Genomic DNA, 25,103 nt, shown 5'->3' on the forward strand with positions numbered 1-25,103 from the left:
GGAGCGGCCCGCACGCCGCCCCCGGACCCGCCCGGTCGTCCCGTCGGATCACACCTCGCCGGTGAGCCCCGCCACCAGCTCGTCCGCCGCCGCGTACGGGTCGAGGCTGCCCGCCACGATGCGTTCGGCGAGCGCGCCGAGGTGGCGGTCGCCGTGCAGATCACCGATGCGCTCGCGCAGCCGCGTCACGGCGATGGTCTCGACCTCGCGGGAGGCGCGGGCCGCGCGCCGCTCGGCGAGCACTCCGTGCTCCTCCATCCACGCCCGGTGCTTCTCCAGCGCCTCGACGACCTCGTCGATGCCCTCGCCCCGGGCGGCGACCGTCTTCACGATCGGCGGCCGCCAGTCGCCGGGGCCCCGTGATTCGCCGAGGCCCAGCATGTGGTTGAGCTCGCGCGCGGTGGCGTCCGCGCCGTCCCGGTCGGCCTTGTTGACGACGTACACATCGCCGATCTCCAGGATTCCGGCCTTCGCCGCCTGGATGCCGTCCCCCATGCCGGGTGCCAGCAGGACGACGGAGGTGTCGGCCTGGGAGGCGATCTCCACCTCCGACTGGCCGACGCCGACCGTCTCCACCAGGATCACCTCGCAGCCCGCCGCGTCCAGCACCCGGATCGCCTGCGGTGCCGACCAGGCGAGGCCGCCCAGGTGGCCGCGGGTGGCCATGGAGCGGATGTAGACGCCCGGGTCGGAGGCGTGCTCCGACATCCGGACCCGGTCGCCGAGGAGCGCCCCGCCGGAGAACGGCGAGGACGGGTCGACGGCCAGGACTCCGACCCGCTTGCCGGCCCGCCGGTACGCCGAGACGAGCGCCGACGTCGATGTCGACTTGCCGACACCGGGCGAGCCGGTCAGGCCGACGACGTACGCGTTGCCCGTCAGCGGCGCCAGGGCCGCCATCACCTCGCGCAGCTGCGGCGACGCCCCCTCCACCAGGGAGATGAGCCGGGCCACGGCCCGCGGCCGGCCCGCACGTGCCTGCTCGACCAGGGTGGGGACGTCCACCATCACCGCTCCGTTCACTCGCTGCGTGCTCTACGTGTACCGCGTACCACTGGCCCGGAACGTACTACTTGCCCGGGACGCGGACGATCAGCGCGTCGCCCTGACCGCCACCACCGCACAGCGCCGCCGCGCCGGTGCCGCCGCCGCGCCGCTTCAGCTCCAGCGCCAGGTGCAGCACCACACGGGCGCCGGACATGCCGATCGGGTGGCCCAGCGCGATGGCGCCGCCGTTGACGTTCACCTTCTCCGGGGTGACGCCGAGGTCCTTCATCGACTGGACGGCGACCGCGGCGAAGGCCTCGTTGATCTCGATGAGGTCGAGGTCCGCCACCTCCAGGCCCTCCTTCTTGAGGGCGTGCAGAATCGCTTGGGAGGGCTGCGACTGGAGCGAGTTGTCCGGGCCCGCCACATTGCCGTGGGCGCCGATCTCGGCGATCCAGTCCAGGCCCAGCTCCTCGGCCTTGGCCTTGCTCATGACGACGACCGCGGCAGCGCCGTCGGAGATCTGCGAGGAGGTGCCCGCGGTGATCGTGCCGTCCTTGGCGAACGCCGGACGCAGCCTGGCGAGGGACTCCGCGGTCGTCTCCGGGCGGATGCCCTCGTCCTTGGCGAAGAGGACCGGGTCGCCCTTGCGCTGCGGGATCTCGACCGGGGTGATCTCGGCCTCGAAGATGCCGTTCTTCTGGGCCGCGGCGGCGCGCTGGTGCGAGAGGGCGCCGATCTCGTCCTGGTCGGCGCGGCTCAGTCCCAGGCGGGAGTTGTGCTTCTCGGTGGACTCGCCCATCGGGATGTTCTCGTAGGCGTCGGTCAGACCGTCGTACGCCATGGAGTCGAGCATCTCGATGGCGCCGTACTTGTGGCCCTCGCGGGACTTCGGGAGCAGGTGCGGGGCGTTCGTCATGGACTCCTGGCCGCCGGCGACGACGACGTCGAACTCACCGGCGCGGATCAGCTGGTCGGCGAGCGCGATGGCGTCGAGCCCGGACAGACACACCTTGTTCACGGTGAGCGCGGGAACGTTCATCGGGATGCCGGCCTTGACCGCGGCCTGGCGGGCCGGGATCTGGCCCGCACCGGCCTGCAGCACCTGGCCCATGATCACGTACTCCACCTGGTCGCCGCCGATGCCGGCCCGGTCCAGCGCGGCCTTGATGGCGAAGCCGCCGAGGTCGGCCCCGGAGAAGCTCTTCAGCGAGCCGAGGAGGCGGCCCATGGGCGTACGCGCGCCCGCGACGATCACTGAGGTGGTACCGGTCGTTCCAGACATGAGGGGCGCCCCTTGGGATGAGGAGTGAACGAGGGTTTACTTGAATGTACTGAGCGGTACCTCGCCCGTCATCCGGCAGCGGGTGTGACGGCGCGCACGTTGCGTAACCATCCGTGTGGCGCTGCACTGGTTCCATGCTGACGCGAATCGATCACATCGGGATTGCCTGTTTCGACCTCGACAGGACCGTCGAGTTCTACCGCTCGACCTACGGGTTCGAGGTGTTCCATTCCGAGATCAACGAGGAGCAGGGCGTACGGGAGGCCATGCTCAAGATCAACGATACGTCCGACGGCGGCGCTTCCTACCTCCAGCTCCTGGAGCCGACCCGGGAGGACTCGGCCGTGGGCAAGTGGCTGGCGAAGAACGGGGAGGGCGTCCACCACATCGCCTTCGGCACCGCGGATGTCGACGCCGATTCCGCGGACATCCGGGAGAAGGGGGTCAGGGTGTTGTACGAGGAGCCCAGGACCGGTTCCATGGGGTCCCGGATCACCTTCCTGCACCCCAAGGACTGCCATGGAGTCCTCACCGAACTGGTCACGTCCGCAGCGGAGCACTGACCTCCGGATACCCAGCCCGGTAGAGTGGGCTGTTCCGGGCCGGGGCCGGGTCGGGGCCGCGCCGCGTCCCCAGCCGTTGATCTGTCACCATTCCCCGGGGGACCGTTCACCGGTGAACGGTACTCGTTGGAGAGTTGCGACCAGGGGACGGATGGGACCGCGCAGTGCGGGGCTACGAACGCCAGGAGAGCCACCGAGCTGACGACGACCATCTCTCGCGGTTCGAAGCCGAGATGGACCGGCTGAAGACCGACCGGGAGAAGGCCGTCCAGCACGCCGAGGACCTCGGTTACCAGGTCGAGGTCTTGCGCGCCAAGCTGCACGAGGCTCGGCGCAATCTCGCGACCCGTCCCGCGTACGACAGCGCGGACATCGGCTACCAGGCCGACCAGTTGCTCCGTAACGCCCAGATCCAGGCGGATCAGCTGCGGACCGACGCCGAGCGGGAGCTCCGCGACGCCCGTGCGCAGACGCAGCGGATCCTCCAGGAGCACGCCGAGCACCAGGCGCGGCTCCAGGCCGAGCTGCACAACGAGGCGGTGCAGCGGCGCCAGCGGCTCGACCAGGAGCTGGCGGAGCGCCGCCAGACCGTCGAGTCCCATGTCAACGAGAACGTCGCCTGGGCCGAGCAGCTCAGGGCCAGGACGGAGTCCCAGGCCCGTCGGCTGCTGGAGGAGTCGCGGGCCGAGGCCGAGCAGTCCCTGACGGCCGCGCGCGCCGAGGCGAACCGGGTTGCGGAGGAGACCAGGCAGCGGCTCGGTTCCGAGGCGGAGTCGGCACGGGCCGAGGCCGAGGCGATCCTGCTGCGCGCCCGCAAGGACGCCGAGCGGCTGCTGGACGCCGCCGCCGGCCAGGCGCAGGAGGCCACCAGCCACGCCGAGCAGCTGCGTACGTCGACGTCGGCCGAGACCGAGCAGACCCGCCAGCAGACCGCCGAGCTGAACCGGGCCGCCGAGCAGCGCATGCAGGAGGCCGAGACCCGGCTGCGCGAGGCCCGGCTGGAGGCCGAGAAGGTCACCGGCGAGGCGAAGGAGGCCGCGGTCAAGCGACTGGCCGCCGCCGAGTCGCAGAACGAGCAGCGCACCCGTACGGCCAAGTCGGAGATCGCCCGGCTGGTCGGCGAGGCGACCAAGGACGCCGAGACGCTCAAGGCGGAGGCCGAGCAGGCGCTCGCCGACGCGCGGGCCGAGGCGGACCGGCTGAAGTCCGAGGCCTCCGAGAAGGCCCGCACGGCCGCCGCCGAGGACACCGCGGCCCAGCTCGCCAAGGCCGCCAGGAGCGCCGAGGAGGTGCTGACCAAGGCGTCCGAGGACGCGAAGTCCACCACCAGGGCGGCGGGCGAGGAGGCCGACCGGATCCGCCGCGAGGCGGAGGCCGAGGCGGACCGGCTGCGCGGCGAGGCCGCCGAGCAGGCCGATCAGCTCAAGGGCGCGGCCAAGGACGACACCAAGGAGTACCGGGCCAAAACGGTCGAGCTCCAGGAGGAGGCGCGCCGACTGCGCGGCGAGGCCGAGCAGCTGCGCTCCGAGGCGGTCGCCGAGGGCGAGCGGATCCGTGGCGAGGCCCGCCGCGAGGCCGTCCAGCAGATCGAGGAGGGCGCGAAGACCGCCGAGGAGCTGCTGGCCAAGGCGAAGGCGGACGCGGAGGAGCTGCGCTCCACCGCGAGCACCGAGAGCGAGCGGGTCCGCACCGAGGCGGCCGAGCGCGCCGGCACGCTGCGCAAGCAGGCCGAGGAGGCCCTGGAGCGCGCCCGTACCGAGGCCGAGCAGCTGCGTACCGACTCCGAGGAGCAGGCGGGCTCGACCACCACCGCGGCCGAGCGGGCGGCGGCGGAGCTGCGCGAGGAGACCGAGCGCGCGGTCGCGGCCCGGCAGGCGGAGGCGGCCGAGGAGCTGACCCGGCTGCACACCGAGGCGGAGACCCGGGTCGCCACCGCCGAGCAGGCGCTCACGGACGCGCGCGCCGAGGCGGAGCGCATCCGGCGCGAGACGAACGAGGAGTCCGAGCGGCTGCGGACGGAGGCCGCCGAGCGGCTCCGGACGCTGCGGGAGCAGGCGGAGACCGAGGCGGAGCGGCTGCGCGACGAGGCCGCGGCGGATGCGTCGCAGTCGCGTGCGGAGGGTGAGTCCGTCGCCGTACGGCTGCGGTCCGAGGCCGCCGCCGAGGCCGAGCGGCTCAAGTCCGAGGCGCAGGAGAGCGCCGACCGGGTGCGGTCCGAGGCCGCCGCCGCGGCGGAGCGGGTCGGCACGGAGGCCGCCGAGGCGCTGGCCGCCGCCCAGGAGGAGGCGAACCGGCGCCGCCGGGAGTCCGAGGAGACCCTCGACGCGGCACGCACCGAGGCGAACCAGGAGCGCGAGCGGGCCCGCGAGCAGAGCGAGGAGCTGCTCGCCTCCGCCCGCAAGCGGGTCGAGCAGGCGCAGGCCGAGGCGCAGCGGCTGGTCGAGGAGGCGGACAGCCGGGCGACCGAGCTGGTCTCCGCTGCCGAGCAGACCGCCCAGCAGGTACGGGATTCGGTCAGCGGGCTGCAGGAGCAGGCCGAGGCGGAGATCGCCGGGCTGCGCTCGACCGCCGAGCATGTCGCGCAGCGGACGAAGTCCGAGGCGCAGGAGGAGGCGGACCGGGTCCGCACCGACGCGCACGCCGAGCGGGAGCGGGCCGGCGAGGACGCGGCCCGGATCCGCCAGGAGGCGCGGGAGGAGTCCGAGGCCGCGAAGGCGATGGCCGAGCGGACCGTCGCCGACGCGATCAGCGAGTCGGAGCGGCTGCGGGCGGACACCGCCGAGTACAGCCAGCGGATGCGTACCGAGGCCTCCGACGCGCTGGCCTCGGCCGAGCAGGACGCCTCGCGCAGCCGCGCCGAGGCCCGCGAGGACGCCAACCGGATGCGTTCCGACGCCGCGACCCAGGCCGACCGGCTGGTGGGCGAGGCGACGAGCGAGGCCGAGCGGATCGGTACGGAGTCGGCGCAGCAGGCCACCCGGCTCGTCGACGAGGCGACGCAGCAGGCCACCGCGCTGGTCGACGAGGCGAAGCAGCAGGCGGCCCGGCTGTCGGGCGAGGCCGCGGACGAGGCCGAGCGGCTGCGTGCGGAGGCGGCGGCCACCGTCGGCTCGGCGCAGGAGCACGCGGCCCGCACCCGCCAGGAGGCGGAGCGGGTGCGCGCCGACGCGGAGTCGGCGGCCGAGCAGATGCGCGCGGAGGCCCGTCAGGAGGCGGACCGGCTGCTCGACGAGGCGCGGGAGGCCGCGGCGAAGCGCCGGGCCGATGCCGCCGAGCAGGCCGATCAGCTGGTCAACAAGGCCCAGGAGGAGGCGCTGCGCGCCGCCACCGAGGCCGAGGAGCAGGCCGACACGATGGTCGGCGCGGCCCGCAAGGAAGCCGTGCGGATCACCTCGGGGGCGACGGTCGAGGGCAACTCCCTGGTGGAGCGGGCCCGTACGGACGCGGACGAGCTACTGGTCGGCGCGCGCCGGGACGCCACGGCGATCCGGGAGCGGGCCGAGGAGCTGCGGACGCGGATCGAGGGCGAGATCGAGGAGCTGCACGACCGGGCCCGGCGGGAGACCTCCGAGCAGATGAAGACTGCGGGCGAGCGCGTCGACAACCTGATGAAGGCGGCGACGGAGCAGCGCGACGAGGCGGCGGCCAAGGCCAAGGAGCTGCTGGCGGACGCCAATTCGGAGGCGAGCAAGGTCCGGATCGCCGCGGTGAAGCGGGCCGAGTCGCTGCTGAAGGAGGCCGAGCAGAAGAAGGCCACGCTGGTCCGCGAGGCCGAGAAGCTGCGGTCCGACGCCGAGGCCGAGGCGAAGCACACGGTCGAGGAGGGCAAGCGCGAGCTCGATCTGCTGGTGCGCCGGCGCGAGGACATCAACACCGAGATCTCCCGAGTCCAGGACGTGCTGGAGGCGTTGGAGTCCTTCGAGACGCCCACGGGCGGCGGCAAGGGCGCGGGCGGCTCCTCCGGTGGCGTCAAGGCCGGGGCCTCGGCGGGCACTCGATCGAGTGGCAAGTCGTCCGAGAGGTAGTCGCGTTGTCAGGTCCCGTGCTCCGACAAGAACGTTCAACCCTCCGAGTGGCAAGAGTTGCGGGGGTTAGCCACTCAAAAGAGGTGTCATTCTCCAGATCAAAAGGGCATCCGCTCGGTGACACGCCGTCCGGGCCCCTAGGATTCCCTCTAACACCTCACCGGTCTCATTCGACAGGAACCCCATGAGCGACCCTTCCTCCCCCTTCGGCTTCGAGCTCGTGCGACGTGGATACGACCGCGGTCAGGTGGATGACCGCATTACCAAGCTCGTCGCCGACCGTGATAGTGCCCTGACCCGCATCACGTCTCTGGAAAAGCGCATCGAGGAGCTCCACCTCGAAACGCAGAACGCTCAGGCCCAGGTGAGCGACGCCGAGCCGTCGTACGCCGGCCTCGGCGCGCGGGTGGAGAAGATCCTCCGCCTGGCCGAGGAGGAGGCGAAGGACCTGCGTGAGGAGGCCCGTCGCGCCGCCGAGCAGCACCGTGAGCTCGCCGAGTCGGCCGCCCAGCAGGTGCGCAACGACGCCGAGACGTTCGCCGCCGAGCGCAAGGCGAAGGCCGAGGACGAGGGCGTCCGGATCGTCGAGAAGGCCAAGGGTGAGGCCGGCTCGCTGCGTACGGAGGCCCAGAAGGACGCCGCGCAGAAGCGCGAGGAGGCGGACGCCCTCTTCGAGGAGACCCGCGCCAAGGCCGCCCAGGCCGCCGCGGACTTCGAGACCAACCTGGCCAAGCGCCGCGACCAGTCGGAGCGCGACCTCGCGTCCCGTCAGGCCAAGGCCGAGAAGCGCCTCGCCGAGATCGAGCACCGCGCCGAGCAGCTCCGCCTGGAGGCCGAGAAGCTCCGTACGGACGCCGAGCGCCGGGCCCGCCAGACGGTGGAGACCGCGCAGCGCCAGTCCGAGGACATCGTGGCCGACGCGAACGCCAAGGCCGACCGGATCCGCAGCGAGTCGGAGCGCGAGCTGGCTGCTCTCACCAACCGCCGCGACTCGATCAACGCCCAGCTGACCAACGTCCGCGAGATGCTGGCCACGCTGACCGGTGCCGCGGTCGCCGCTGCGGGTACCCCCGCCGACGACGAGCCGGTCACCCGTGGCGTCCCGGCCCAGCAGGGCCGCTGACCCCGAGTACCGCAGCTGCACCCCAGGAGGACACCGAAGATCTTCAGCATCCTCCTTGCGCGCCCGGTTCCGCCCTTGTGGTGGCGCCGGGCGCGCGGCCGTTCTAGCGTGAACGCATGATCGAGCTCGATGGCCTCACCAAGCGCTTTGGCAACAAGGTTGCCGTCGACCGGCTTTCCTGCCAGGTCAGACCCGGAATGGTGACGGGTTTTCTGGGGCCCAACGGGGCGGGCAAGTCCACGACGATGCGGATGATGCTCGATCTCGACAACCCGACCAGCGGTGCGGTGCGCATCGACGGCAAGCACTACCGCGACCTGGAAGAACCCCTCAAGTACATCGGGGCGCTGCTGGACGCCAAGTCGATGCACGGCGGACGCAGCGCGTACAACAATCTGCTCTGTCTCGCGCAGAGCAATCGCATCCCGGAGAGCCGGGTCGCGGAGGTTCTGGACACCGTCGGCCTGACCGCGGTGGCGAAGAAGAAGTCGAAGGGCTTCTCCCTAGGCATGGGCCAGCGGCTCGGGATCGCGGCGGCGCTGCTCGGCGACCCTCAGGTGCTGCTCTTCGACGAACCCGTCAACGGTCTGGACCCCGAGGGCATCCACTGGATCCGCAATCTGATGAAGGCGCTCGCCGCGGAAGGCCGGACGATCTTCGTCTCCAGCCATCTGATGAGCGAAATGGCCCTCACCGCGGACCACTTGATCGTGATCGGCCAGGGCAGGCTGCTCGCCGACACCTCGATGGCCGATTTCATCCACCAGAACTCCCGCAGTTACGTACGGCTGCGCTCGCCGCAGCAGGAGAGGCTGCGCGATGTGCTGCACGAGGCGGGCCTGATCGTGGTCGAGACGGGAGGCGGCACGCTGGAGATCGACGGTGCCACGACCGAGGCGCTGGGCGAGCTCGCCGCGCAGCACCAGATCGTGCTGCATGAGCTGAGTGCCCAGCGGGCCTCGCTGGAGGACGCGTTCATGCAGATGACGGCGGACTCCGTGGAGTACCACGCACACTCGGACCACGCCGCGGCGCCACCGCCCACGGGCCCGCAGTGGGGCGATCAATGGAACGAGCGGACCGGTGGCGGCACCGGCAAGGAGGTGTGACGACGATGGCATCGGTACCCGCGGTCCTGACCTCCGAGTGGACCAAGATCCGTACGGTCTCCTCGACCGTCTGGACGCTGATCGCCGCGTTCGTCGTCACCGTCGCGATGAGTGCGGCGCTCTGCGCCCTGATGAACGCCCAGTTCGACGACCTCCCGGTGGCGCAACGGGCCACCTTCGACCCGACCCTCATCGGCTTCTCCGGCATGGTCCTCGGCCAGTTGGCCATGGTCGTCTTCGGGGTGCTGGTGGTCGGTACGGAGTACAGCTCCGGCATGATCCGCACCTCACTGGCGGCCGTGCCCCAGCGCGGTTCGTTCCTGTTCAGCAAGGTCGCGGTGGCCGGTGTGCTGGCCCTGGTGGTCGGCATCGCGACCAGCTTCGTCTCGTTCTTCCTCGGACAGGCCCTGCTCGGCGACCACCACACGGACATCGGCGCGGACAACGTCCTGCGCGCGGTCGTCGGCGGTGGCGTCTACATGGGCCTGATCGGGATCTTCTCGATGGGTGTGGCCACGATGCTGCGCAGCTCCATGCTGTCGCTCGGCATCCTGATGCCGTTCTTCTTCCTGGTCTCCCAGATCCTGTCGGCGGTCCCCGGGGCGAAGAAGGTCGCCCGCTACTTCCCCGACCAGGCCGGGTCCAAGATCATGCAGGTGGTTCCCGACGCCATGCACAGCAACCCGGCTCCGTACGGGCCGTGGGGCGGGCTCGGGATCCTGCTCGCCTGGGTGGCGGCCGCGCTGATCGGCGGCTATCTCGTACTCAAGAAGCGGGACGCGTGACCGTTCGCCCGGTCCGGGCAGCGACGCGCGCCCGCAACGGCTTGGCCGGAACCGTCGGAGCCTGGATATCCTCCTAAGTCTTACGGGGGTGTGCGGCCGCTCGGCCTGGGCCCCGACGACAGCTGTGAGTCGATGGGGCTGAAGCATGATCGAGGCAGTCGGCCTGACAAAGCGCTACGGCGCGAAGACGGCCGTGTACAACCTTTCCTTCCAGGTGCGGCCGGGCACCGTCACCGGATTCCTGGGTCCCAACGGGTCGGGCAAGTCCACCACCATGCGCATGATCCTGGGCCTGGACCAGCCGACTTCCGGCCATGTGACGATCGGCGGCCACCCCTTCCGCAGTCTGCCGAACGCCCCGCGCCAGGTGGGCGCGCTCCTGGACGCGAAGGCGGTGCACGGCGGGCGCAGCGCCCGTAACCACCTCCTCTCGCTCGCCCAGCTCGCCGGTATCCCGGCCGCCCGGGTCGACGAGGTGCTCGGCGTCGTCGGCCTCCAGGACGTCGCGCGGCGGCGGTCCAAGGGCTTCTCGCTCGGCATGGGCCAGCGGCTCGGGATCGCGGCGGCGCTGCTCGGCGACCCTCAGGTGCTGCTCTTCGACGAACCCGTCAACGGTCTGGACCCCGAGGGCATCCTCTGGGTCCGCAATCTGATGAAGATGCTGGCCTCCGAGGGCCGTACGGTCTTCGTCTCCAGCCATCTGATGAGCGAGATGGCGCTCACCGCCGACCATCTGATCGTGATCGGCCGGGGTCAGCTGCTCGCCGACATGAACGTCAAGGACTTCATCTCGGCCAACTCGGCCGACTTCGCCCGGGTACGGGTCGCCGACGGCCGCGCGGAGCGGCGCGAGAAGCTGACCGCCTCGCTCACCGAGGCGGGCGGACAGGTCATGTCCGAGCCGGACGGGGCCCTGCGGATCACCGGGCTGCCGCTGCCGCGGATCAGCGATGTGGCCCACGAGTCGGACGTCCGGCTGTGGGAGCTCTCACCGCACCAGGCCTCGCTGGAGGAGGCGTACATGCGGATGACCCAGGGCGCCGTGGACTACCGCTCGACGGCGGACCAGAAGGCAGGTCTCCAGCAGCCGGCGGACCACGGGTACGCGCAGCCGGGGTACGGGCAGCCGCCGGTCCCGGAGGCGCCCCAGCAGAACTGGTACGCCCCGCCGCCGCCCGGACAGAACCCGTACGCGACGGCCCCGGCCGAGCCCGCCGCGGCCCCTGCAGACCTGACCAAGCGCGACACCAGCGAGGACGCCCGATGACAACGCCGCCGACCCCGCAGGCGCCGCCCCAGCGGCAGGCCCCGGCCCCGCAGCACAGCCCCCGGTCCGCGCCGGCCGGCCCCTACACCTCGCCGATCCCGGTGCGCCGGGCCACCCTCGGCGACGCGATCGCCTCCGAGTGGACCAAGATCCGCTCGGTGCGCTCCACGATGTGGACGCTCGGCGTCATGATCGTGCTGCTGCTCGGGATCGGGCTGCTGGCCGCGGTCGCGGTCGACACCTCCGATACCGATATCGGCTCGACGCCGGTGCTCAGCCTCGGCTTCTTCGGGGTGCTGCTGGGCTCGATCTGTGTGATCACGCTCGGTGTGATGACCATCGCGTCGGAGTACGGCACGGGCATGATCCGTACGACGCTGACCGCCTGCCCCAGCCGCGCCCGGGTGCTGTGCGCGAAGGCGATCGTCTTCTTCCTGCTCACCTTCGTGATCACGACCGTGACGACCGCGGTGGTCGCGGTGATGCAGACGGCGTTCATCGACAGCGCGACGCCCAGCGGCGGCGAATGGCTGCGCGCGACGGTCGGTGTCGGTCTCTACATCGCGACGCTGGGACTGCTCTCCCTCGCGGTCGGCGCTCTCATCCGGCACTCCGCCGGTGCGATCACGATCATGATCGGAGTGGTGCTGCTGCCGCTCGTGCTGGCCATGTTCATGTTCGCGAAGTCGCTCTCCGACCTGCGGTTGGCGCTCTTCCAGTACTCGATCCCCAGCCAGCTCAGCGCGTTCTACTCCACCTCGGTCGCCGATTCGGGACCGTCCGGCTGGGACCCGCTGTGGATCATGCTCGGCGTCACGGCCGTGGCCCTGCTCGGTGCGTTCGGCGCCCTGAACCGCCGGGACGTCTGACCCGTCCCCGCCCGGAGGGGCTCAGTAGCGAGGCGCGTTCCTGGACCGCTGCACCTGTGTGGTGCGGCGGTCCTTCGCGTTCCAGCACGCCTTGTGCCAGTGCCTGCGGTCGTCGATCCCGCCGTACTCGGACCAGGCCACCAGGTGCGGGACGCCGGACGGGATCTCCTGGTCGCAGCCGGGGCAGCGGTACCGCTTGCCCGCCGCGCTCGCGCCGCTGACCGGGCGGACCGACCACTGCTCGCCCTGCCATTCCTCGGCGCGCCCGCCGCCGCCGTACCGGTCCCCCGGTGCCGCGGTGCTGTCGTGGGGACTCTCGCCGCCTCGGGGGCGGTTGCGGCGCGGGGACACGTGACACCTCACGGGGCAGTCTGGGCAGTTCCCGTCCAGCGTAGGGCCATTTGGCCGACCCGGGCGTCCGGCGCCTCGCGGGGCGACGTCCCGGGCGGGGTGAGTTACCGGAAAATCGCAACAACCTGCCTGCGGACCGTGCCTTTGGCACGTGTCAGACGTTGTTGCTCTACAGGGGAGAGCCGCGTCGGCCGCAAGGAGGCAATTGGCGATGCGCGTGGGAACGTTCGTACTGGCAGCCCAGTTTCCGGGACAGGGGCCGGGGGAAGCGCTGCACCGCGCGATCCGGTCCACCGAGGTCGCGGAGGAGTCCGGGCTCGACTCGGTCTGGCTGGCAGAGCATCATTTCGTGCCGTACGGGGTCTGCCCGTCCGCCGTCACCCTGGCCGCGCTGCTGCTCGGCCGCACCCGCAGAATCCGGGTGGGCACGGCGGTGAGCGTGCTGCCGACCCAGCATCCGGTGGCGCTCGGCGAACAGGCCGCGCTGCTCCACCTCACCAGCGGCGGCCGATTCACCCTCGGCGTCGGCCGGGGCGGTCCCTGGGTGGATCTGGAGGTGTTCGGCGGCGGCCTGGAGGCCTACGAGAAGGGCTTCCCGGAGTCCCTGGAGCTGCTGCTCGACTGGCTGGGCAAGCCACGGGTGGCCGGGCGCGGGGAGCGGTACGGCTTCCGCGAGGTCGCCGTGGTGCCCCGGGCCGACGAGCCGCTCGTCGAGGACGGCGAGGGCTCCGGACCCGAGGTGGTCGTCGCGTGCACCTCTCCCGGGACGGTGAGGCTCGCCGCGGAGAACGGCCTGCCGATGCTGCTCGGGATGCACTGCGGGGACCAGGAGAAGGCCGACATGGTCGCCCTGTGGCGGTCCACCGCGCTCGCCGCGGGCCGCTCGCCCGAGAGCGTCCGGGAAGCCGGGCACGTGTCCGCGGGGGTGGCCCAGATCGCCGACCGCTCCGAGGACGCGGTGGAGACGCTCGTGAAGGCGATGCCGGGCTGGCTGCGACAAGGGCTGGACGCCCATGTGACGGTCGACGACCGACACCGGGTGATGCGCGATCCGGTCGCGTACACGGAGCTGCTGTGCGGCCTTCATCCGGTGGGCCCGCCCCGGCTCGCCGCCGACCGGCTCGCCGCCACCGCCGAGCGGACGGGCATCACCCGCTTCGCGCTCCTGGTGGAGGGGTCGGGGGATCTGACGGCCACGGAGGAGAACGTGGCGCGGCTGGGCACCGAAGTGCTCCCGCTGCTCACCTGACGAGTCGTGAGACGTACGGGGCTGCCGCCCCGGAGCGAGTTGCACGATCTCGCCCGGAACGGCAGCAGAAGCGTTTAGCAGTCCCGAAGTTCGGGCGACTGATTGAGCAACTGGCCCCTCACCGAGGTGAAGCGGGCCAGACGCTCGTCGACCGAGGCATCCAGCGGGAACACCGCGACGCGGTGGCAGTTCTGGAATGCCAGGCGCACCCCGAAGTGCCGCTGCAGCGCGCCGCGTATCGCATCACTCGCGAGCGCGCGCAGCAGCTGACCACGTGCCTGTTCGTTGGGCGGGGGCGTCTGGTTGTCGGCGAACTCCCCGCCGTCGACCTTCAGCTGAGCCACCAACGAGCTGATCATCTCCCATGCGTAGGGCAGGGAGGTCCGGACGCAGTCGACGAAGTCGGCTTCGTCGACCTCGCCTCGCTCGGCCTGTTCCAACAGCGCCGGTGAGACGTCGAGCGACATGGGTTCTCCTCTCGCGACCCCGACGCCGGGCCGGGGCCTTACGGGCAGGGAAGGAGGACGGCGACGCAGCGTACACAGACGGCGACCTCCTGCTTCCACCGTAAGGGTGCAGTCCTGGCCGCACCAGGAGATTGGGAACACAACCGGCCATCGCCGAAGGGGCGCAAAGAGGGGCAAGCCCGAACGGCACCCCTCGTGGGCAACCCCGGTGACGGGTGTGACAGGGGGAGAATCGCGTGGAACACCTCTCGTCGAGTAGCGTTGCCGACCATGCGTCTCGTCATCGCCCGCTGCTCCGTGGACTACGCCGGCCGGCTCACGGCCCACCTGCCCTCCGCTCCCCGTCTGATCCTGGTGAAGGCGGACGGGAGCGTGTCGATCCACGCCGACGACAGGGCGTACAAACCCCTCAACTGGATGTCACCGCCCTGCACCCTCAAGGAGGGCAGCGACGACACCGCGGGCATCTGGACCGTGGTGAACAAAGCGGGCGAGAAACTGATCATCACGATGGAGGAAATCCTCCACGACTCGTCCCATGAGCTGGGTGTCGACCCGGGCCTCATCAAGGACGGCGTCGAAGCGCATCTTCAGGAACTGCTCGCCGACCGGATCGAGACACTCGGCGAGGGCTACACCCTGATCCGCCGCGAGTACTTCACCGCCATCGGACCGGTCGACATCCTGTGCCGGGATGCCGACGGCCAGACCGTCGCCGTGGAGCTGAAGCGGCGCGGCGACATCGACGGCGTGGAGCAGCTGACCCGCTATCTGGAGCTGCTCAACCGCGATCCCCATCTCGCCCCGGTCAAGGGCATCTTCGCGGCCCAGGAGATCAAGCCGCAGGCGCGGGTGCTGGCGACGGACCGCGGGATCGGCTGTGTCGTTCTCGACTACGACGCGCTGCGCGGCATCGAGGACGACAAGCTGCGGCTGTTCTGACCCTTACCACTCCCTCCGCTCCCGAACGCCGGACGTGCGTGTCACGTCCGGCGTTCGTCGGTTCCGGGGCCGCTCAGGTCACCATCGGACTGCTGTCCGCGCTCGCCGTGGCCGAGGACGACGACGAGGAGGGCCCGCTCGCCGAGTCGGAGGTGTCGGGCGAGGACGGTTCGGGCTCGGTGGCGGTGTCCGTCGGCGTCGGGGAGTCGGTGTCCGTCGGACTCCCGGTCGGGCTGGGCGACTTCGTCGGCGTGGGCGACTTCGTCGGGCGAGGCGACTTCGTCGGCTTGTGCGACGGCGGCTTGCTGCTGGACGGGGTGTCCGACGACGGGCTGTCGCTCGGTCCCGAGGGGTCCGTGGACGGCGTACCGGTGCCGCTCGGCGTGATCTCGCTGCCCGACGGGCCGGGCGTCGCCGCGCTGCCGCTGGATGCCGGGACGCCGGGCGTCGAGCCGTCCGCCGGGCTGTCGGCCGGGACTTCGTCCTCGCCGTCGTCCTGGCTCTGCGACTGCTCGGTCGTGACGTCCTGGTTCCCCTGGACGTCGTCGTCGCCGGAGGTCAGCCCCAGCGCCACCACCGTGCCGAGCACACCGGTCAGGAGTACGCCCGCGGCCGTCGCGACCAGATTGCGCCGGGCCCCGGCGAGCACCGCGAAGCGGCCTCCCCGGGCGCCCCCGGCGGCCTTGGCGGTGCTCTGCCGCGATATCACCGTGGGGGCGCCCTCGTACGGCCCCGACAGCGTCTGCGTCACGGAGGGCGTCGCACGGGTGGACTGCGCCGGCGGCTCCTCGGCCCGCGGGACCGGCAGTTCCTCTCCCGGCGGGGTGAGGACGACGGGCAGCGGGCCGCCGGAACGGTCCGCGACCAGGGCGAGCGCGCGCCGTCCGGCCACCGCGCCGGACTTGTCGGCGAGCGCCCCGCGCATGCTGATCGAGGTCTCCAGCTCGGCCCTGGCCCGGTCCGGATTGCCGGCGAGGAGCGCGAGGACCCCCAACTCGTGGTGGAAGTACGCCTCTTCGGCGACCTCTCCGGCGATCCTGGCAGCCTCCTGACCGATCCGCAGCGCCCGCTCCCAAGCTCCCCAGTGCAGGCCCGCCGCGAAGGCCGGCGAGGCGCTGCGGGCCAGCAGCACGGCCACGCTGGTCTGCCCCGCCCCGTCGCCGGGCACCAGCTGCGCCATCGCCGCGACGACCGCGTCGCCCTCGGCCGTCACCCGCTCGGGAGTGACCGAGGGGTGACCGGCCCACCAGGCGTAGTGCTGGGCCGCGGTCCGCGCCCGGTCGGTGGCGTCCTCGCCGTATCCGGCGGCCTCCAGCTGGGTCACGACACCGGCGGCCAGCCGGTAGCGGGGGCCGGCCGGGGAGAGCAGCCCGCAGCCGGCCAGCTCGCCGAGCGCGGCGTCCGCGTGGGTGTCCCCGATGAGCGCCGGCAGATGCGCCTGGTGCGGCACCTCGCCGCCGAGGGCCACGGCGAAGCGCAGGGTGTCGCGGGCGGACCCGCTCAGCCGCGAGGCGAGCAGTGCGGCCGGGGCAGCGCCCTCCCCGAGGCTGGGCAGCGGTATGTGGACACCGTCGACGTCCTGGTCGTGCCCGAAGGGGACGTCCGCGGGCCGGCCGGCGCCGCCGCCGAACACGCCGTACGCCTCGGGGTCGGCACGCAGCAGGTCGCGCTGGCGCAGCAGGGCGCCCGCCTGGACGAAGCGCAGCGGCAGCCCCTCGGACTCGAACCAGAGGTCCCCCGCCCAGTTCGCCTCCTCGTCGGTGAGCGGGCGCTCGACGGCCCGCTCCAGCAGGTCGACCGCGGCACCGCGGCCGAGGCCCGCGAGGAAGACCTCTTCGAGGTGCGAGTCCGTGGTGGGCGCGGCGACATCGGGAACCGTCGCGAACAGGAAGGCGCACTCCGGCGTCGCGTCGAGCAGCTCCTCCAGCGCGGCCCCGCCGAACTCCAGGTCGTCGATCAGCACGACGGCCCCGATGCTCCGGACCTTGTCGAGCAGCCCGGCGCGGTCGGGGCGGTGCTGCGGCGAGTCGTGGACGGCCTCGAAGAGCCCGTGCAGCAGGTCGGCGGCGGTGCGCTTGTAGCCGCTGAGCCGTACGACTCCGTCCGGTGCGAGGGCCGCGCAGTCGGCCGCGACGGCGTCCAGCAGTGCCGTACGGCCGGATCCGGCCGGTCCGGTGAGACGCACCGAGCGGCCCTGGGCCAGCAGGCGCACCAGCCGTTCGCGCTCCTGCGCGCGCTCCAGGAGGGGCAGTTGGGGGGCGGGCGGGCCCGGCGGTACGGGCGGCGCGGTGGCGCGTTCGCGGGCGGCGCGCCCGGCCGCGGTGCGCCGGGCCGGAGGGCCGGGCTGCTCCCCCGGCGGGCACAGCTCGACCTCGCTGCCGTCGACCGGGTTGACGGTGAGGAGGTAGTCGCCCGATATGAGCCGGACGACGCGTGCCTGCGGCGGCGTCGGCTGACCGGGATCCGGGGTCAGCTGGTCGCGGGCCGGCCGTCTGCGGCCGGTCCCCTCACCGAAGCCGTCGTTGTCCCGGCCGTACTGTTCCGGTCCCCGGTGTGTCGGGTCCATCGCCAAAGCCCCCAGACGCGTCGCGCACGATTGCCCCTCCGGCCTCGCACGCCCCGCTGTCGCTTCTGGTCCGGTGTCCGCCCGGTGGGTTCGTCAATCGGCGGACGGCCGAACCCTAGACCGTCGCACGGGGTCCCCGCACAGTCGGGGGGTCACGCCGCCCGAAGCGCACGTTCTCGTGCGGATTGTGCGCTTTCGGCCGCGACGCACGGCCGGTGGCCGTTCGCCGGATCGGAGGCTCCCGCCGGTCGGTCGCTCACCGGTCGGACGCCCCTACACGCGCGGCAGCGAGTCTGCGGCGATTCCGCCCTCGATGGCCAGGATGCGGTGCAGCCGGGTCGCCACCAGCAGGCGCTGCATCTGTGGCGGCACGCCACGGAGCACCAGCCGCCGCCCGGCCCGGCCGGCCCGGCGGTGTGCGCCCATGATGACGCCGAGTCCGGTGGCGTCCCAGGAATCCAGCTCGGTCAGGTCGAGCACCAGGTCGCCGACGCCGTCGTCGAGGGCCGAGTGCAGGGCCGTACGGGCGTCCGCCGCGCTTCGGACGTCGAGGCGGCCCCCGACGACCAGCTCGGCGTGGTCGCCCCTGATGTGCATATGCGCTCCCCTGGAATGCTCCGTAGCAAGGTTCGTCTGTCTGTTCTGTCTCTGCCACAACTGACTCCGGCGGAGACAGGGAAGTTTCCGTCTGTAAGCGAACCGATACCGAATTCACCCCGTGGAGTGACCGAGGTGCGACGAGGGCCACTCGGATCCACTGCTTCCGGGAGACTCCCCCGAACCTCCGGGCCTGATCGACGGCGGATCAGGCAACCGGAGGACCGAAAACGATCAGTACGTGTAGAAGCCCTGCCCGCTCTTGCGGCCGATGTCACCTGCGTCCACCATCCGGCGCATCAGCTCCGGCGCGGCGAACTTCTCGTCCTGCGACTCGGTGTAGATGTTGCTCGTGGCGTGCAGCAGGATGTCGACGCCGGTCAGGTCCGCCGTGGCGAGCGGGCCCATGGCGTGGCCGAAGCCCAGCTTGCAGGCGATGTCGATGTCCTCGGCCGAGGCGACGCCCGACTCGTACAGCTTGGCGGCCTCGACGACGAGCGCCGAGATCAGCCGGGTGGTGACGAAGCCGGCCACGTCACGGTTGACGACGATGCAGGTCTTGCCCACGGACTCGGCGAACTCCCGTGCGGTGGCGAGGGTTTCGTCGCTGGTCTTGTAGCCGCGTACGAGTTCGCAGAGCTGCATCATCGGGACCGGCGAGAAGAAGTGCACCCCGACGACGCGCTCGGGGCGCTCCGTCACGGCCGCGATCTTGGTGATCGGGATGGCGGAGGTGTTGGAGGCGAGGACGGCGTCGTCCCGGACGATCTTGTCGAGGGCCCGGAAGATCTCGTGCTTGACCTCCAGCTTCTCGAAGACGGCCTCGACGACGACATCCGCGTCGGCGACCGCGTCGAGGTCGGTGGTGGTCGTGATGCGGGCGAGCGCGGCCTCGGCGTCGGCCGCGTCCAGCTTGCCCTTGGAGACGAATTTGTCGTACGAGGCCTTGATGCCGTCGCGTCCACGGGTCAGGGCTTCGTCGGTGACGTCGCGCAGCACCACGTCCCAGCCCGCCTGGGCGGAGACCTGCGCGATGCCGGACCCCATGAGTCCGGCTCCGATGACGGCGAGCTTCCTGGCCACGTGTGCACCCCTTGGTTTCTGTTCGCCTCTGCAGCTGGTCCCTGCACGGCCGGTCTTAACGGTTGTTCACATGCTCTCCGGCGGAGATTAGTACCCGTGAGGGGCGCTGGGGCCGTGAAGAGATGCGCGTCACGTCTCACATGACGGACATCACACCGGCACACGTCATTCAGCGGCGCGTCGGGCGTAGTTGAGGACCTTTTCGCCGAGGAGGTCCTCGATCTCGTCGAGCAGGACGAGTGCGTCGCGCGAGACCTCGACCGCCTTGCGCCCGGCCAGCATCTCCTGGCTGATGCGACCGACGAGGGCCCCCTCGATCCAGGCGAGTTGACCGCCGACCAGGTCCGGCAGCGGATCGTCCGACGGCGCGCCCGTCTCCTCGCGCAGGGTCGTGACGACGGCGTCCAGGACCTCCCGCTGGAGGCGGCCGAGACGGGCCTGGAGCGTGGGCGCCTCCTCGATGACCCGCATGAAGTCGGCGAAGCCGTCCATCAGCCCGAGCTCCGGCGACACCGCGACGACCAGGGACCGCAGCTCCCGCAGAACCGCCTCGGCCGCCGACTCGCCCTTGTCGCGGGCACGGACGAAGCGGGCCACCCGCCGGGTGACGCCGTTCATCCGGTCGAGGAAGAGGTCCTCCTTGGCCGGGAAGTAGTTGTAGACGGTGTTCACGGAGACGTCCGCCAGCTCGGCGATCTCGGCGACGGTCACCGTGACGAAACCGCGCTCCAGGAACAGCCCGGTCGCGAGGTCCGAGATGTGTTGCCTGGCTTGGCGCTTCTTGCGTTCCCTGAGTCCCTCGGCCATCCGTCCATGGTAGGCCCGCGCGGGAGCCGGTGAAAAATTAGAGTCATTGCATTTTTTCAGGGACTCTGTTTTTGTGGTCGCTATGCCAATCATCAGTACGGCCGGGCTCGCCCGGACCTTCGACAGCAGGAACGGACCGGTGCACGCCGTGCGGTCCGTCGACCTGACGGTCGCCGAGGGCGAGATCGTCGGCCTCCTCGGCCCCAACGGGGCGGGCAAGACCACCACTCTGCGGATGCTGACCACACTGCTCACCCCCACCGGCGGCGCCGCCACCGTCGCCGGGCACGATCTCGCCGACGATCCGGCCGGAGTGCGCGCGAAGTGCGGATACGTCGCCCAGTCCGGCGGCGTCGACCCGCACCTGACCGTGCGGGAGGAACTGGTCACCCAGGGACGGCTGTACCGGCTGAGCAGGGCGGAGGCGACCGCGCGGGCCGCCGAACTGGCCCGCGGGCTCGGCCTCGGCGATCTGCTCGACCGGAAGGCGGTCACCCTCTCGGGCGGTCAGCGCCGGCGCCTGGACATCGCGATGGGCATCGTCCACCGGCCGCCCGTCCTCTTCCTCGACGAACCCACCACCGGCCTCGACCCGGGCAGCCGCACCGACCTCTGGGACCTGGTGCGCGGGCTGCGCGACGACCACGGCACGACGGTCGTCCTCACCACCCACTACCTTGACGAGGCGGACGTGCTCGCCGACCGGCTGATCGTGATCGACCGGGGCGTGGTCGTGGCCGAGGGCACCCCGGCCGCGCTGCGGGCCGAGTACGCGGGATCCCCCGCCGCCTCCCTCCAGGACACCTTCCTCGCGATCACCGGCCGCGCCACCGCGCCCGTCGATGCCGCACCCCTCTCCGTACAGGGGCTCTGATGCTGCTTCACGACATCGCGCTCGTCTTCGGGCGGTACGCCCGCCAGACCCTGCGCTCCCGCTTCCAGATGCTCTTCGGCGTACTGATGCCGCTGCTGTATCTGCTCTTCTTCGGCCCGCTCCTCGACGATCTGCCGCTCGGCTCGTCCGGGGACTCCTGGCAGGTCCTGATCCCCGGCCTGCTGCTTCAACTCGCCCTGTTCGGAGCCTCGTTCGCCGGATTCTCGATCATCGTCGAGAAGTCCACCGGGGTGGTGGAGCGGATGCGGGTGACACCGGTCAGCAGACTGGCGCTGCTGCTGGGCCGGGTCCTGCGGGACGCCCTGCTCTTCATGGTCCAGGCGATGCTGCTGGTGCTGGCCGCCCTGGTCATGGGCCTGCGCGCGCCCCTGCCCGGGGTGCTGATCGGCTTCGCGTTCGTCGGTCTGCTCACGGTCGCGCTGGCCTCGCTGTCGTACGCACTGGCCATGAAGGTCGCGACGCCGCAGGAGTTCGGACCCGTCATCAACGCGGTGACCATGCCGGTGATGCTGCTCTCCGGCCTGATGCTGCCGATGACACTGGGGCCGGCGTGGCTGGACATCACGTCGCACTTCACCCCCTTGCGCTATCTCGTGGACGCGGTACGGGACGCGTACGTGGGCTCGTACGCCACCTCGCACATGCTGTACGGGGCAGTGGTGGCGGCCGCCTTCGCGGCCGCGGCCGTGGCGGTGGGCGCCCGGGTCTTCCGCCGGGAGGGGCACTAGCCTGGCGGCATGGTCAATCTGACACGTATCTACACGCGCACCGGCGACCAGGGCACCACCGCCCTCGGCGACATGAGCCGTACCGCCAAGACCGATCTGCGGATCTCCGCGTACGCCGACACCAATGAGGCCAATGCCGTCATCGGTACCGCCATCGCGCTCGGGCAGCTCTCCGAGGACGTCGTGAAGGTCCTCGTCCGTGTGCAGAACGACCTGTTCGACGTGGGCGCGGACCTGTCGACCCCGGTCGTCGAGGACCCGAAGTACCCGCCGCTGCGGGTGGAGCAGGGTTACGTCGACAAGCTGGAGGCGGACTGCGACCACTTCCTGGAGCAGCTGGAGAAGCTGCGCAGCTTCATCCTGCCGGGCGGTACGCCCGGGGCGGCGCTGCTGCACCAGGCGTGCACGGTGGTCCGGCGCGCGGAGCGGTCCACCTGGGCGGCGCTGGAGGTGCACGGCGACGTGATGAACGCGCTGACCGCGACGTATCTCAACCGGCTCTCCGACCTGCTGTTCATCCTCGCGAGGACGGCGAACAAGGAGGTCGGCGACGTGCTGTGGGTGCCGGGCGGCGAGCGCTGACCACGTGGCCCCGGCGGCCGGCCGGGTGCGAGGCCGCGCCCGGCCGGCCGCTCAGCGCCCGGCCGGCCGCTCAGCGCCCGGCCGGCTCGCGTTTCGGGAACAACGTGTAGCTCCCCGCGATGACCACGTTGATCCCGATGACCAACAGCATCTTCTGCTGCCAGGCCCGCAGCGACGACACGTCGCCGTCCCCGCCCACGTACCAGGCGGCCGCCTGGAGCAGCGCCAGCGCGGTCACCGCCGCGACCGTCCAGCGCGCCGCGACCTTCCACTCGTGCGCCGCGCGCGCCATGCCGTACTTCGGCGGCCGCACCGGCGGCGGCCCGCCCGCGAAGCGGTGGGCGACCCGGGCGTCGACCCAGCGGATCGTGGAGTGGCCGAGCCCCACCGTGAAGCCGATGTAGACCGCGGCGAGCCCGTGCTTCCAGTCGGGCTGCGCCCCGTTCTTCAGGTCGATGGCGGTCACCACCAGCAGCACGACCTCCAGCAGCGGCTCGCACAGCAGCACGGCCGCGCCCAGCGTGGGCTTCTTCGCCAGGTACCGCAGCGCGAGCCCCGCGGCCAGCAGCACCCAGAAGGCGACTTCGCAGAGCACGATCAGCGTGACGATCACGGCACTTCTCCTTCCTGTTCCCTCCAGCCTTCCGGCCGCGTCGCCCGGAATCGTCGTCGGCAGTGACGAACCGTGACTGCATCCTTCGATGTACTCGCTCCTCACCCCCGGTAGGGAGGTCCGGGCGGGGGCCGCCGTGTTGGATGGGAGGGTGTTCTCCCTCACCCGGCCGCACCGCCACGACGTGCTCATGGCCGCCATCGGACTCCTCGGCGGTCTCGCCCTGTGGGCGCTCGGCCTGAACCTCCAGGGCAACCGGGCCTTCGTCGCCCCGTGGGTCTCCCTGCTGCCGCTCGCCGTCGTCTCGGGGCTCGAACTGGTACGCAGGACCGCCCCGCAGCCGGCCCTGGTCATCGGCACGATCGCGCTGGTCGCGGACCAGTTCACGGTCGGGAACCTCGCGACGGTCCTGATGTTCACGGATCTCATGTACGCGGCCGTGCTGTACGGGACACCGTCCGCCGCCCGCCGCATCCCGGTGACCACGTTCCTGATCACGGTCGGCATCACCATCGGGTTCCTGGCCTGGTTCCGCAACCCCGAGGCACTGCTCATCGGCGTGGTCACCGGCATGGTCTCGTTCCTGCCCGCCATCACGGGGGTCAGCGTCCGCAACCACCGGGACGCCGCCGAGGCCGCCCGGCTGCGCGCCGACCAGACCGCGCTGCTCGCCGAGATGGACCGGACCCAGGCGGTGACCGCGGAACGCACCCGGATGGCCCGCGAACTGCACGACATGGTGGCCAACCACCTCTCGGCGATCGCCATCCACTCCACCGCCGCGCTCTCCATCGACGACCCGGACACCTCGCGCGACGCGCTCGGAGTGATCCGGGAGAACAGCGTCGACGGTCTCGCCGAGATGCGCCGGCTGATCGGGCTGCTGCGCACCGGCGGCGGCTCCCGGGAACCGGCCGCGTCCCCCACCCTCGCCTCGCTGGACGCCCTGGTCGAGCAGACCCGTACGAGCGCCGCGTCGAGCGGCCTGAGCTGCGCCTTCGAGGACACCCGGGACGAACGGGGGCCGCTTGCCGCGCCGGTCGAGCTGGCCGCGTACCGGATCGTCCAGGAGTCCCTGACCAACGCGCTCAAGCATGCCGCGCCCGGCCCGGTCGCGGTGCGGCTCGGGCGGTCCGGGCAGCTGCTCACGGTGGAGGTCAGCAGCGTGCTCGGGGACCGCCCCGGGCCGCGCGCACCGGGTTCGGGGGCCGGTCTGGTGGGGATGCGGGAGCGGGTGGCGCTGCTGGGCGGCGCGATCGAGGCCGGTCCGTCGATCGCCGACGGTGGTACGAGGATCTGGCGGGTACGGGCCGAACTGCCCGTGGAGGAAGGGGTATCGAGGACATGAAGATCCGGGTCGTGGTCGCCGAGGACCAGTCGGCCGTCCGGGCGGGGCTGGTGCTCATTCTGCGCAGCGCGCCCGACATCGAGGTCGTGGGCGAGGCCGGGGACGGCGAGGAGGCGGTGCGCCTCGCCCGCGAACTCCGGCCGGATCTGGTGCTGATGGATGTGCAGATGCCTCGGCTGGACGGGGTGTCGGCGACCGGACAGGTGGTGGCCGAACAGCTCGCGGACGTACTGGTGCTGACGACGTTCGATCTGGACGAGTACGTCTTCGGGGCGCTGCGGGCGGGGGCCGCGGGCTTCCTGCTGAAGAACACCGAAGCGCGCGATCTGCTCGAAGCCGTACGCACGGTGGCACGCGGCGAGGGACTGATCGCCCCGGCGGTGACGCGCCGTCTGATCGCCGAGTTCGCCGGGACCACTCCCGTACGGCCGGTGAAGGCGCCCGACCCCTCGGTGCTCGACGTTCTCACCCGGCGGGAGCGGGAGGTTCTGGGCTGTCTCGGCGAGGGGTTGTCGAACGCCGAGATCGCGGTCCGGCTCTCCATGGCGGAGGCGACGGTGAAGACGCATGTGAGCAGGCTGCTGGGCAAGCTGGGACTGCGCAGCCGGGTCCAGGCGGCCGTCCTGGCACAGGAGTTGGGCGCCTGAGGTCGAGGGTCCATCGTTTGGATCAGGGCGGCTCGGGGAGCGGGGTCCGACCTGATCCAAACGACAGACCCCAGCCACGAACTTTGGTCCAGACCTCTTGACGGTTGGTCCAGACCTTCCTAATCTCACCGAGCACACTGCGGTGAGCACGCCATGACAATGGCGGGCTCAGGGCGGCGCAGGGTTTGCAGTCCACGGACCACCCCCGTTTGTCC

Annotated in this window: 23 protein-coding genes; 14 read left to right on the forward strand and 9 right to left on the reverse strand. The window is 71.5% G+C overall.

The genetic code is table 11. The features are described 5' to 3' along the window. Nucleotides 1-48: 48 nt before the first annotated feature. Both meaB and OG520_RS12545 read right to left on the reverse strand, forming a co-directional pair. A complete protein-coding gene (meaB, locus tag OG520_RS12540) occupies nt 49-1,008 on the reverse strand; it encodes a methylmalonyl Co-A mutase-associated GTPase MeaB (protein ID WP_385329668.1) in 960 nt (319 codons plus the stop codon). A 61-nt stretch (nt 1,009-1,069) separates the two neighbouring features. Further along, a complete protein-coding gene (locus OG520_RS12545) occupies nt 1,070-2,272 on the reverse strand; it encodes an acetyl-CoA C-acetyltransferase (protein ID WP_399335349.1) in 1,203 nt (400 codons plus the stop codon). 134 nt (nt 2,273-2,406) lie between these two features. On the opposite strand from OG520_RS12545, the gene mce reads away from it, so the two are divergent. From mce to OG520_RS12580, 7 genes are all read left to right on the forward strand, one after another. Beyond that, nucleotides 2,407-2,835, forward strand: coding sequence for a methylmalonyl-CoA epimerase (mce, locus tag OG520_RS12550; RefSeq protein ID WP_093544046.1), 429 nt, complete (start codon nt 2,407-2,409; stop codon nt 2,833-2,835). 164 nt (nt 2,836-2,999) lie between these two features. Further along, on the forward strand, nt 3,000-6,860 hold the full coding sequence (scy, locus tag OG520_RS12555) for a polarized growth protein Scy (protein ID WP_406013229.1): 3,861 nt from the start codon (nt 3,000-3,002) through the stop codon (nt 6,858-6,860). 184 nt (nt 6,861-7,044) lie between these two features. Then, on the forward strand, nt 7,045-7,983 hold the full coding sequence (locus OG520_RS12560) for a cellulose-binding protein (protein ID WP_266426585.1): 939 nt from the start codon (nt 7,045-7,047) through the stop codon (nt 7,981-7,983). 116 nt (nt 7,984-8,099) lie between these two features. Next, nucleotides 8,100-9,092 carry an ABC transporter ATP-binding protein gene (locus tag OG520_RS12565; protein WP_406013230.1) on the forward strand — a complete coding sequence of 331 codons (993 nt, stop codon included), beginning with the start codon at nt 8,100-8,102 and terminating at the stop codon, nt 9,090-9,092. 5 nt (nt 9,093-9,097) lie between these two features. Next, nucleotides 9,098-9,877 carry an ABC transporter permease gene (locus tag OG520_RS12570; RefSeq protein WP_406013231.1) on the forward strand — a complete coding sequence of 260 codons (780 nt, stop codon included), beginning with the start codon at nt 9,098-9,100 and terminating at the stop codon, nt 9,875-9,877. A gap of 145 nt (nt 9,878-10,022) precedes the next feature. Further along, entirely contained in the window at nt 10,023-11,144 is a 1,122-nt protein-coding gene (locus tag OG520_RS12575; RefSeq protein WP_399335339.1) for an ABC transporter ATP-binding protein, read from the forward strand. Next, entirely contained in the window at nt 11,141-12,013 is an 873-nt protein-coding gene (locus tag OG520_RS12580; RefSeq protein ID WP_406013232.1) for an ABC transporter permease subunit, read from the forward strand. Before OG520_RS12575 ends, OG520_RS12580 begins: the two co-directional genes overlap by 4 nt. Nucleotides 12,014-12,034: 21 nt before the next feature. Here OG520_RS12580 and OG520_RS12585 read toward each other — a convergent pair whose 3' ends face one another. Continuing rightward, on the reverse strand, nt 12,035-12,364 hold the full coding sequence (locus OG520_RS12585) for an ATP/GTP-binding protein (protein ID WP_266426571.1): 330 nt from the start codon (nt 12,362-12,364) through the stop codon (nt 12,035-12,037). 211 nt (nt 12,365-12,575) lie between these two features. On the opposite strand from OG520_RS12585, the gene OG520_RS12590 reads away from it, so the two are divergent. Continuing rightward, on the forward strand, nt 12,576-13,613 hold the full coding sequence (locus OG520_RS12590; RefSeq protein ID WP_406013233.1) for an LLM class flavin-dependent oxidoreductase: 1,038 nt from the start codon (nt 12,576-12,578) through the stop codon (nt 13,611-13,613). 74 nt (nt 13,614-13,687) lie between these two features. Here the strand turns inward: OG520_RS12590 and OG520_RS12595 are convergent, their stop codons facing one another. After that, nucleotides 13,688-14,080: an SCO5389 family protein gene (locus tag OG520_RS12595; protein WP_072486734.1), complete on the reverse strand. Its 393-nt coding sequence runs from the start codon at nt 14,078-14,080 to the stop codon at nt 13,688-13,690. Between the two features lie 270 nt (nt 14,081-14,350). On the opposite strand from OG520_RS12595, the gene nucS reads away from it, so the two are divergent. Further along, a complete protein-coding gene (nucS, locus tag OG520_RS12600; RefSeq protein ID WP_385329649.1) occupies nt 14,351-15,022 on the forward strand; it encodes an endonuclease NucS in 672 nt (223 codons plus the stop codon). 73 nt (nt 15,023-15,095) lie between these two features. Here nucS and OG520_RS12605 read toward each other — a convergent pair whose 3' ends face one another. The 4 genes from OG520_RS12605 to OG520_RS12620 form a co-directional block, all read right to left on the reverse strand. Next, nucleotides 15,096-17,588 carry an ATP-binding protein gene (locus tag OG520_RS12605; protein WP_406013234.1) on the reverse strand — a complete coding sequence of 831 codons (2,493 nt, stop codon included), beginning with the start codon at nt 17,586-17,588 and terminating at the stop codon, nt 15,096-15,098. Between the two features lie 273 nt (nt 17,589-17,861). After that, complete coding sequence (locus OG520_RS12610; protein WP_072486732.1) at nt 17,862-18,185, reverse strand: STAS domain-containing protein; 324 nt, start codon at nt 18,183-18,185, stop codon at nt 17,862-17,864. A 234-nt stretch (nt 18,186-18,419) separates the two neighbouring features. Continuing rightward, a complete protein-coding gene (locus OG520_RS12615; RefSeq protein ID WP_266426553.1) occupies nt 18,420-19,268 on the reverse strand; it encodes a 3-hydroxyacyl-CoA dehydrogenase family protein in 849 nt (282 codons plus the stop codon). A 165-nt stretch (nt 19,269-19,433) separates the two neighbouring features. Next, nucleotides 19,434-20,075: a TetR/AcrR family transcriptional regulator gene (locus OG520_RS12620; RefSeq protein WP_406013235.1), complete on the reverse strand. Its 642-nt coding sequence runs from the start codon at nt 20,073-20,075 to the stop codon at nt 19,434-19,436. Nucleotides 20,076-20,157: 82 nt separating this feature from the next. Between OG520_RS12620 and OG520_RS12625 the strand changes: the two genes are divergently transcribed. Genes OG520_RS12625 through OG520_RS12635 form a run of 3 tightly spaced genes read left to right on the forward strand, consistent with a single transcriptional unit; the run spans nt 20,158 to nt 22,280 of the window. After that, nucleotides 20,158-20,949 carry an ABC transporter ATP-binding protein gene (locus OG520_RS12625; protein ID WP_406013236.1) on the forward strand — a complete coding sequence of 264 codons (792 nt, stop codon included), beginning with the start codon at nt 20,158-20,160 and terminating at the stop codon, nt 20,947-20,949. Beyond that, nucleotides 20,949-21,698, forward strand: coding sequence for an ABC transporter permease (locus OG520_RS12630; protein WP_406013237.1), 750 nt, complete (start codon nt 20,949-20,951; stop codon nt 21,696-21,698). Before OG520_RS12625 ends, OG520_RS12630 begins: the two co-directional genes overlap by 1 nt. Nucleotides 21,699-21,707: 9 nt before the next feature. Beyond that, entirely contained in the window at nt 21,708-22,280 is a 573-nt protein-coding gene (locus tag OG520_RS12635; RefSeq protein ID WP_399335324.1) for a cob(I)yrinic acid a,c-diamide adenosyltransferase, read from the forward strand. A gap of 70 nt (nt 22,281-22,350) precedes the next feature. On the opposite strand, the gene OG520_RS12640 is transcribed toward OG520_RS12635, so the two are convergent. Continuing rightward, the gene (locus tag OG520_RS12640) at nt 22,351-22,893 is read right to left on the reverse strand and encodes a hypothetical protein (protein WP_399335322.1); all 543 of its coding nucleotides are present in this window, start codon (nt 22,891-22,893) and stop codon (nt 22,351-22,353) included. Between the two features lie 151 nt (nt 22,894-23,044). Between OG520_RS12640 and OG520_RS12645 the strand changes: the two genes are divergently transcribed. Continuing rightward, nucleotides 23,045-24,241 (forward strand): sensor histidine kinase, encoded by a 1,197-nt coding sequence (locus tag OG520_RS12645; protein WP_406013238.1) that lies wholly within the window; start codon nt 23,045-23,047, stop codon nt 24,239-24,241. Next, complete coding sequence (locus tag OG520_RS12650) at nt 24,238-24,888, forward strand: response regulator (protein ID WP_406013239.1); 651 nt, start codon at nt 24,238-24,240, stop codon at nt 24,886-24,888. The genes OG520_RS12645 and OG520_RS12650 overlap by 4 nt, the downstream gene beginning before the upstream one ends. Nucleotides 24,889-25,103: the final 215 nt, after the last annotated feature.

Source organism: Streptomyces sp. NBC_00984, assembly GCF_045162475.1.
Classification (GTDB): domain Bacteria; phylum Actinomycetota; class Actinomycetes; order Streptomycetales; family Streptomycetaceae; genus Streptomyces.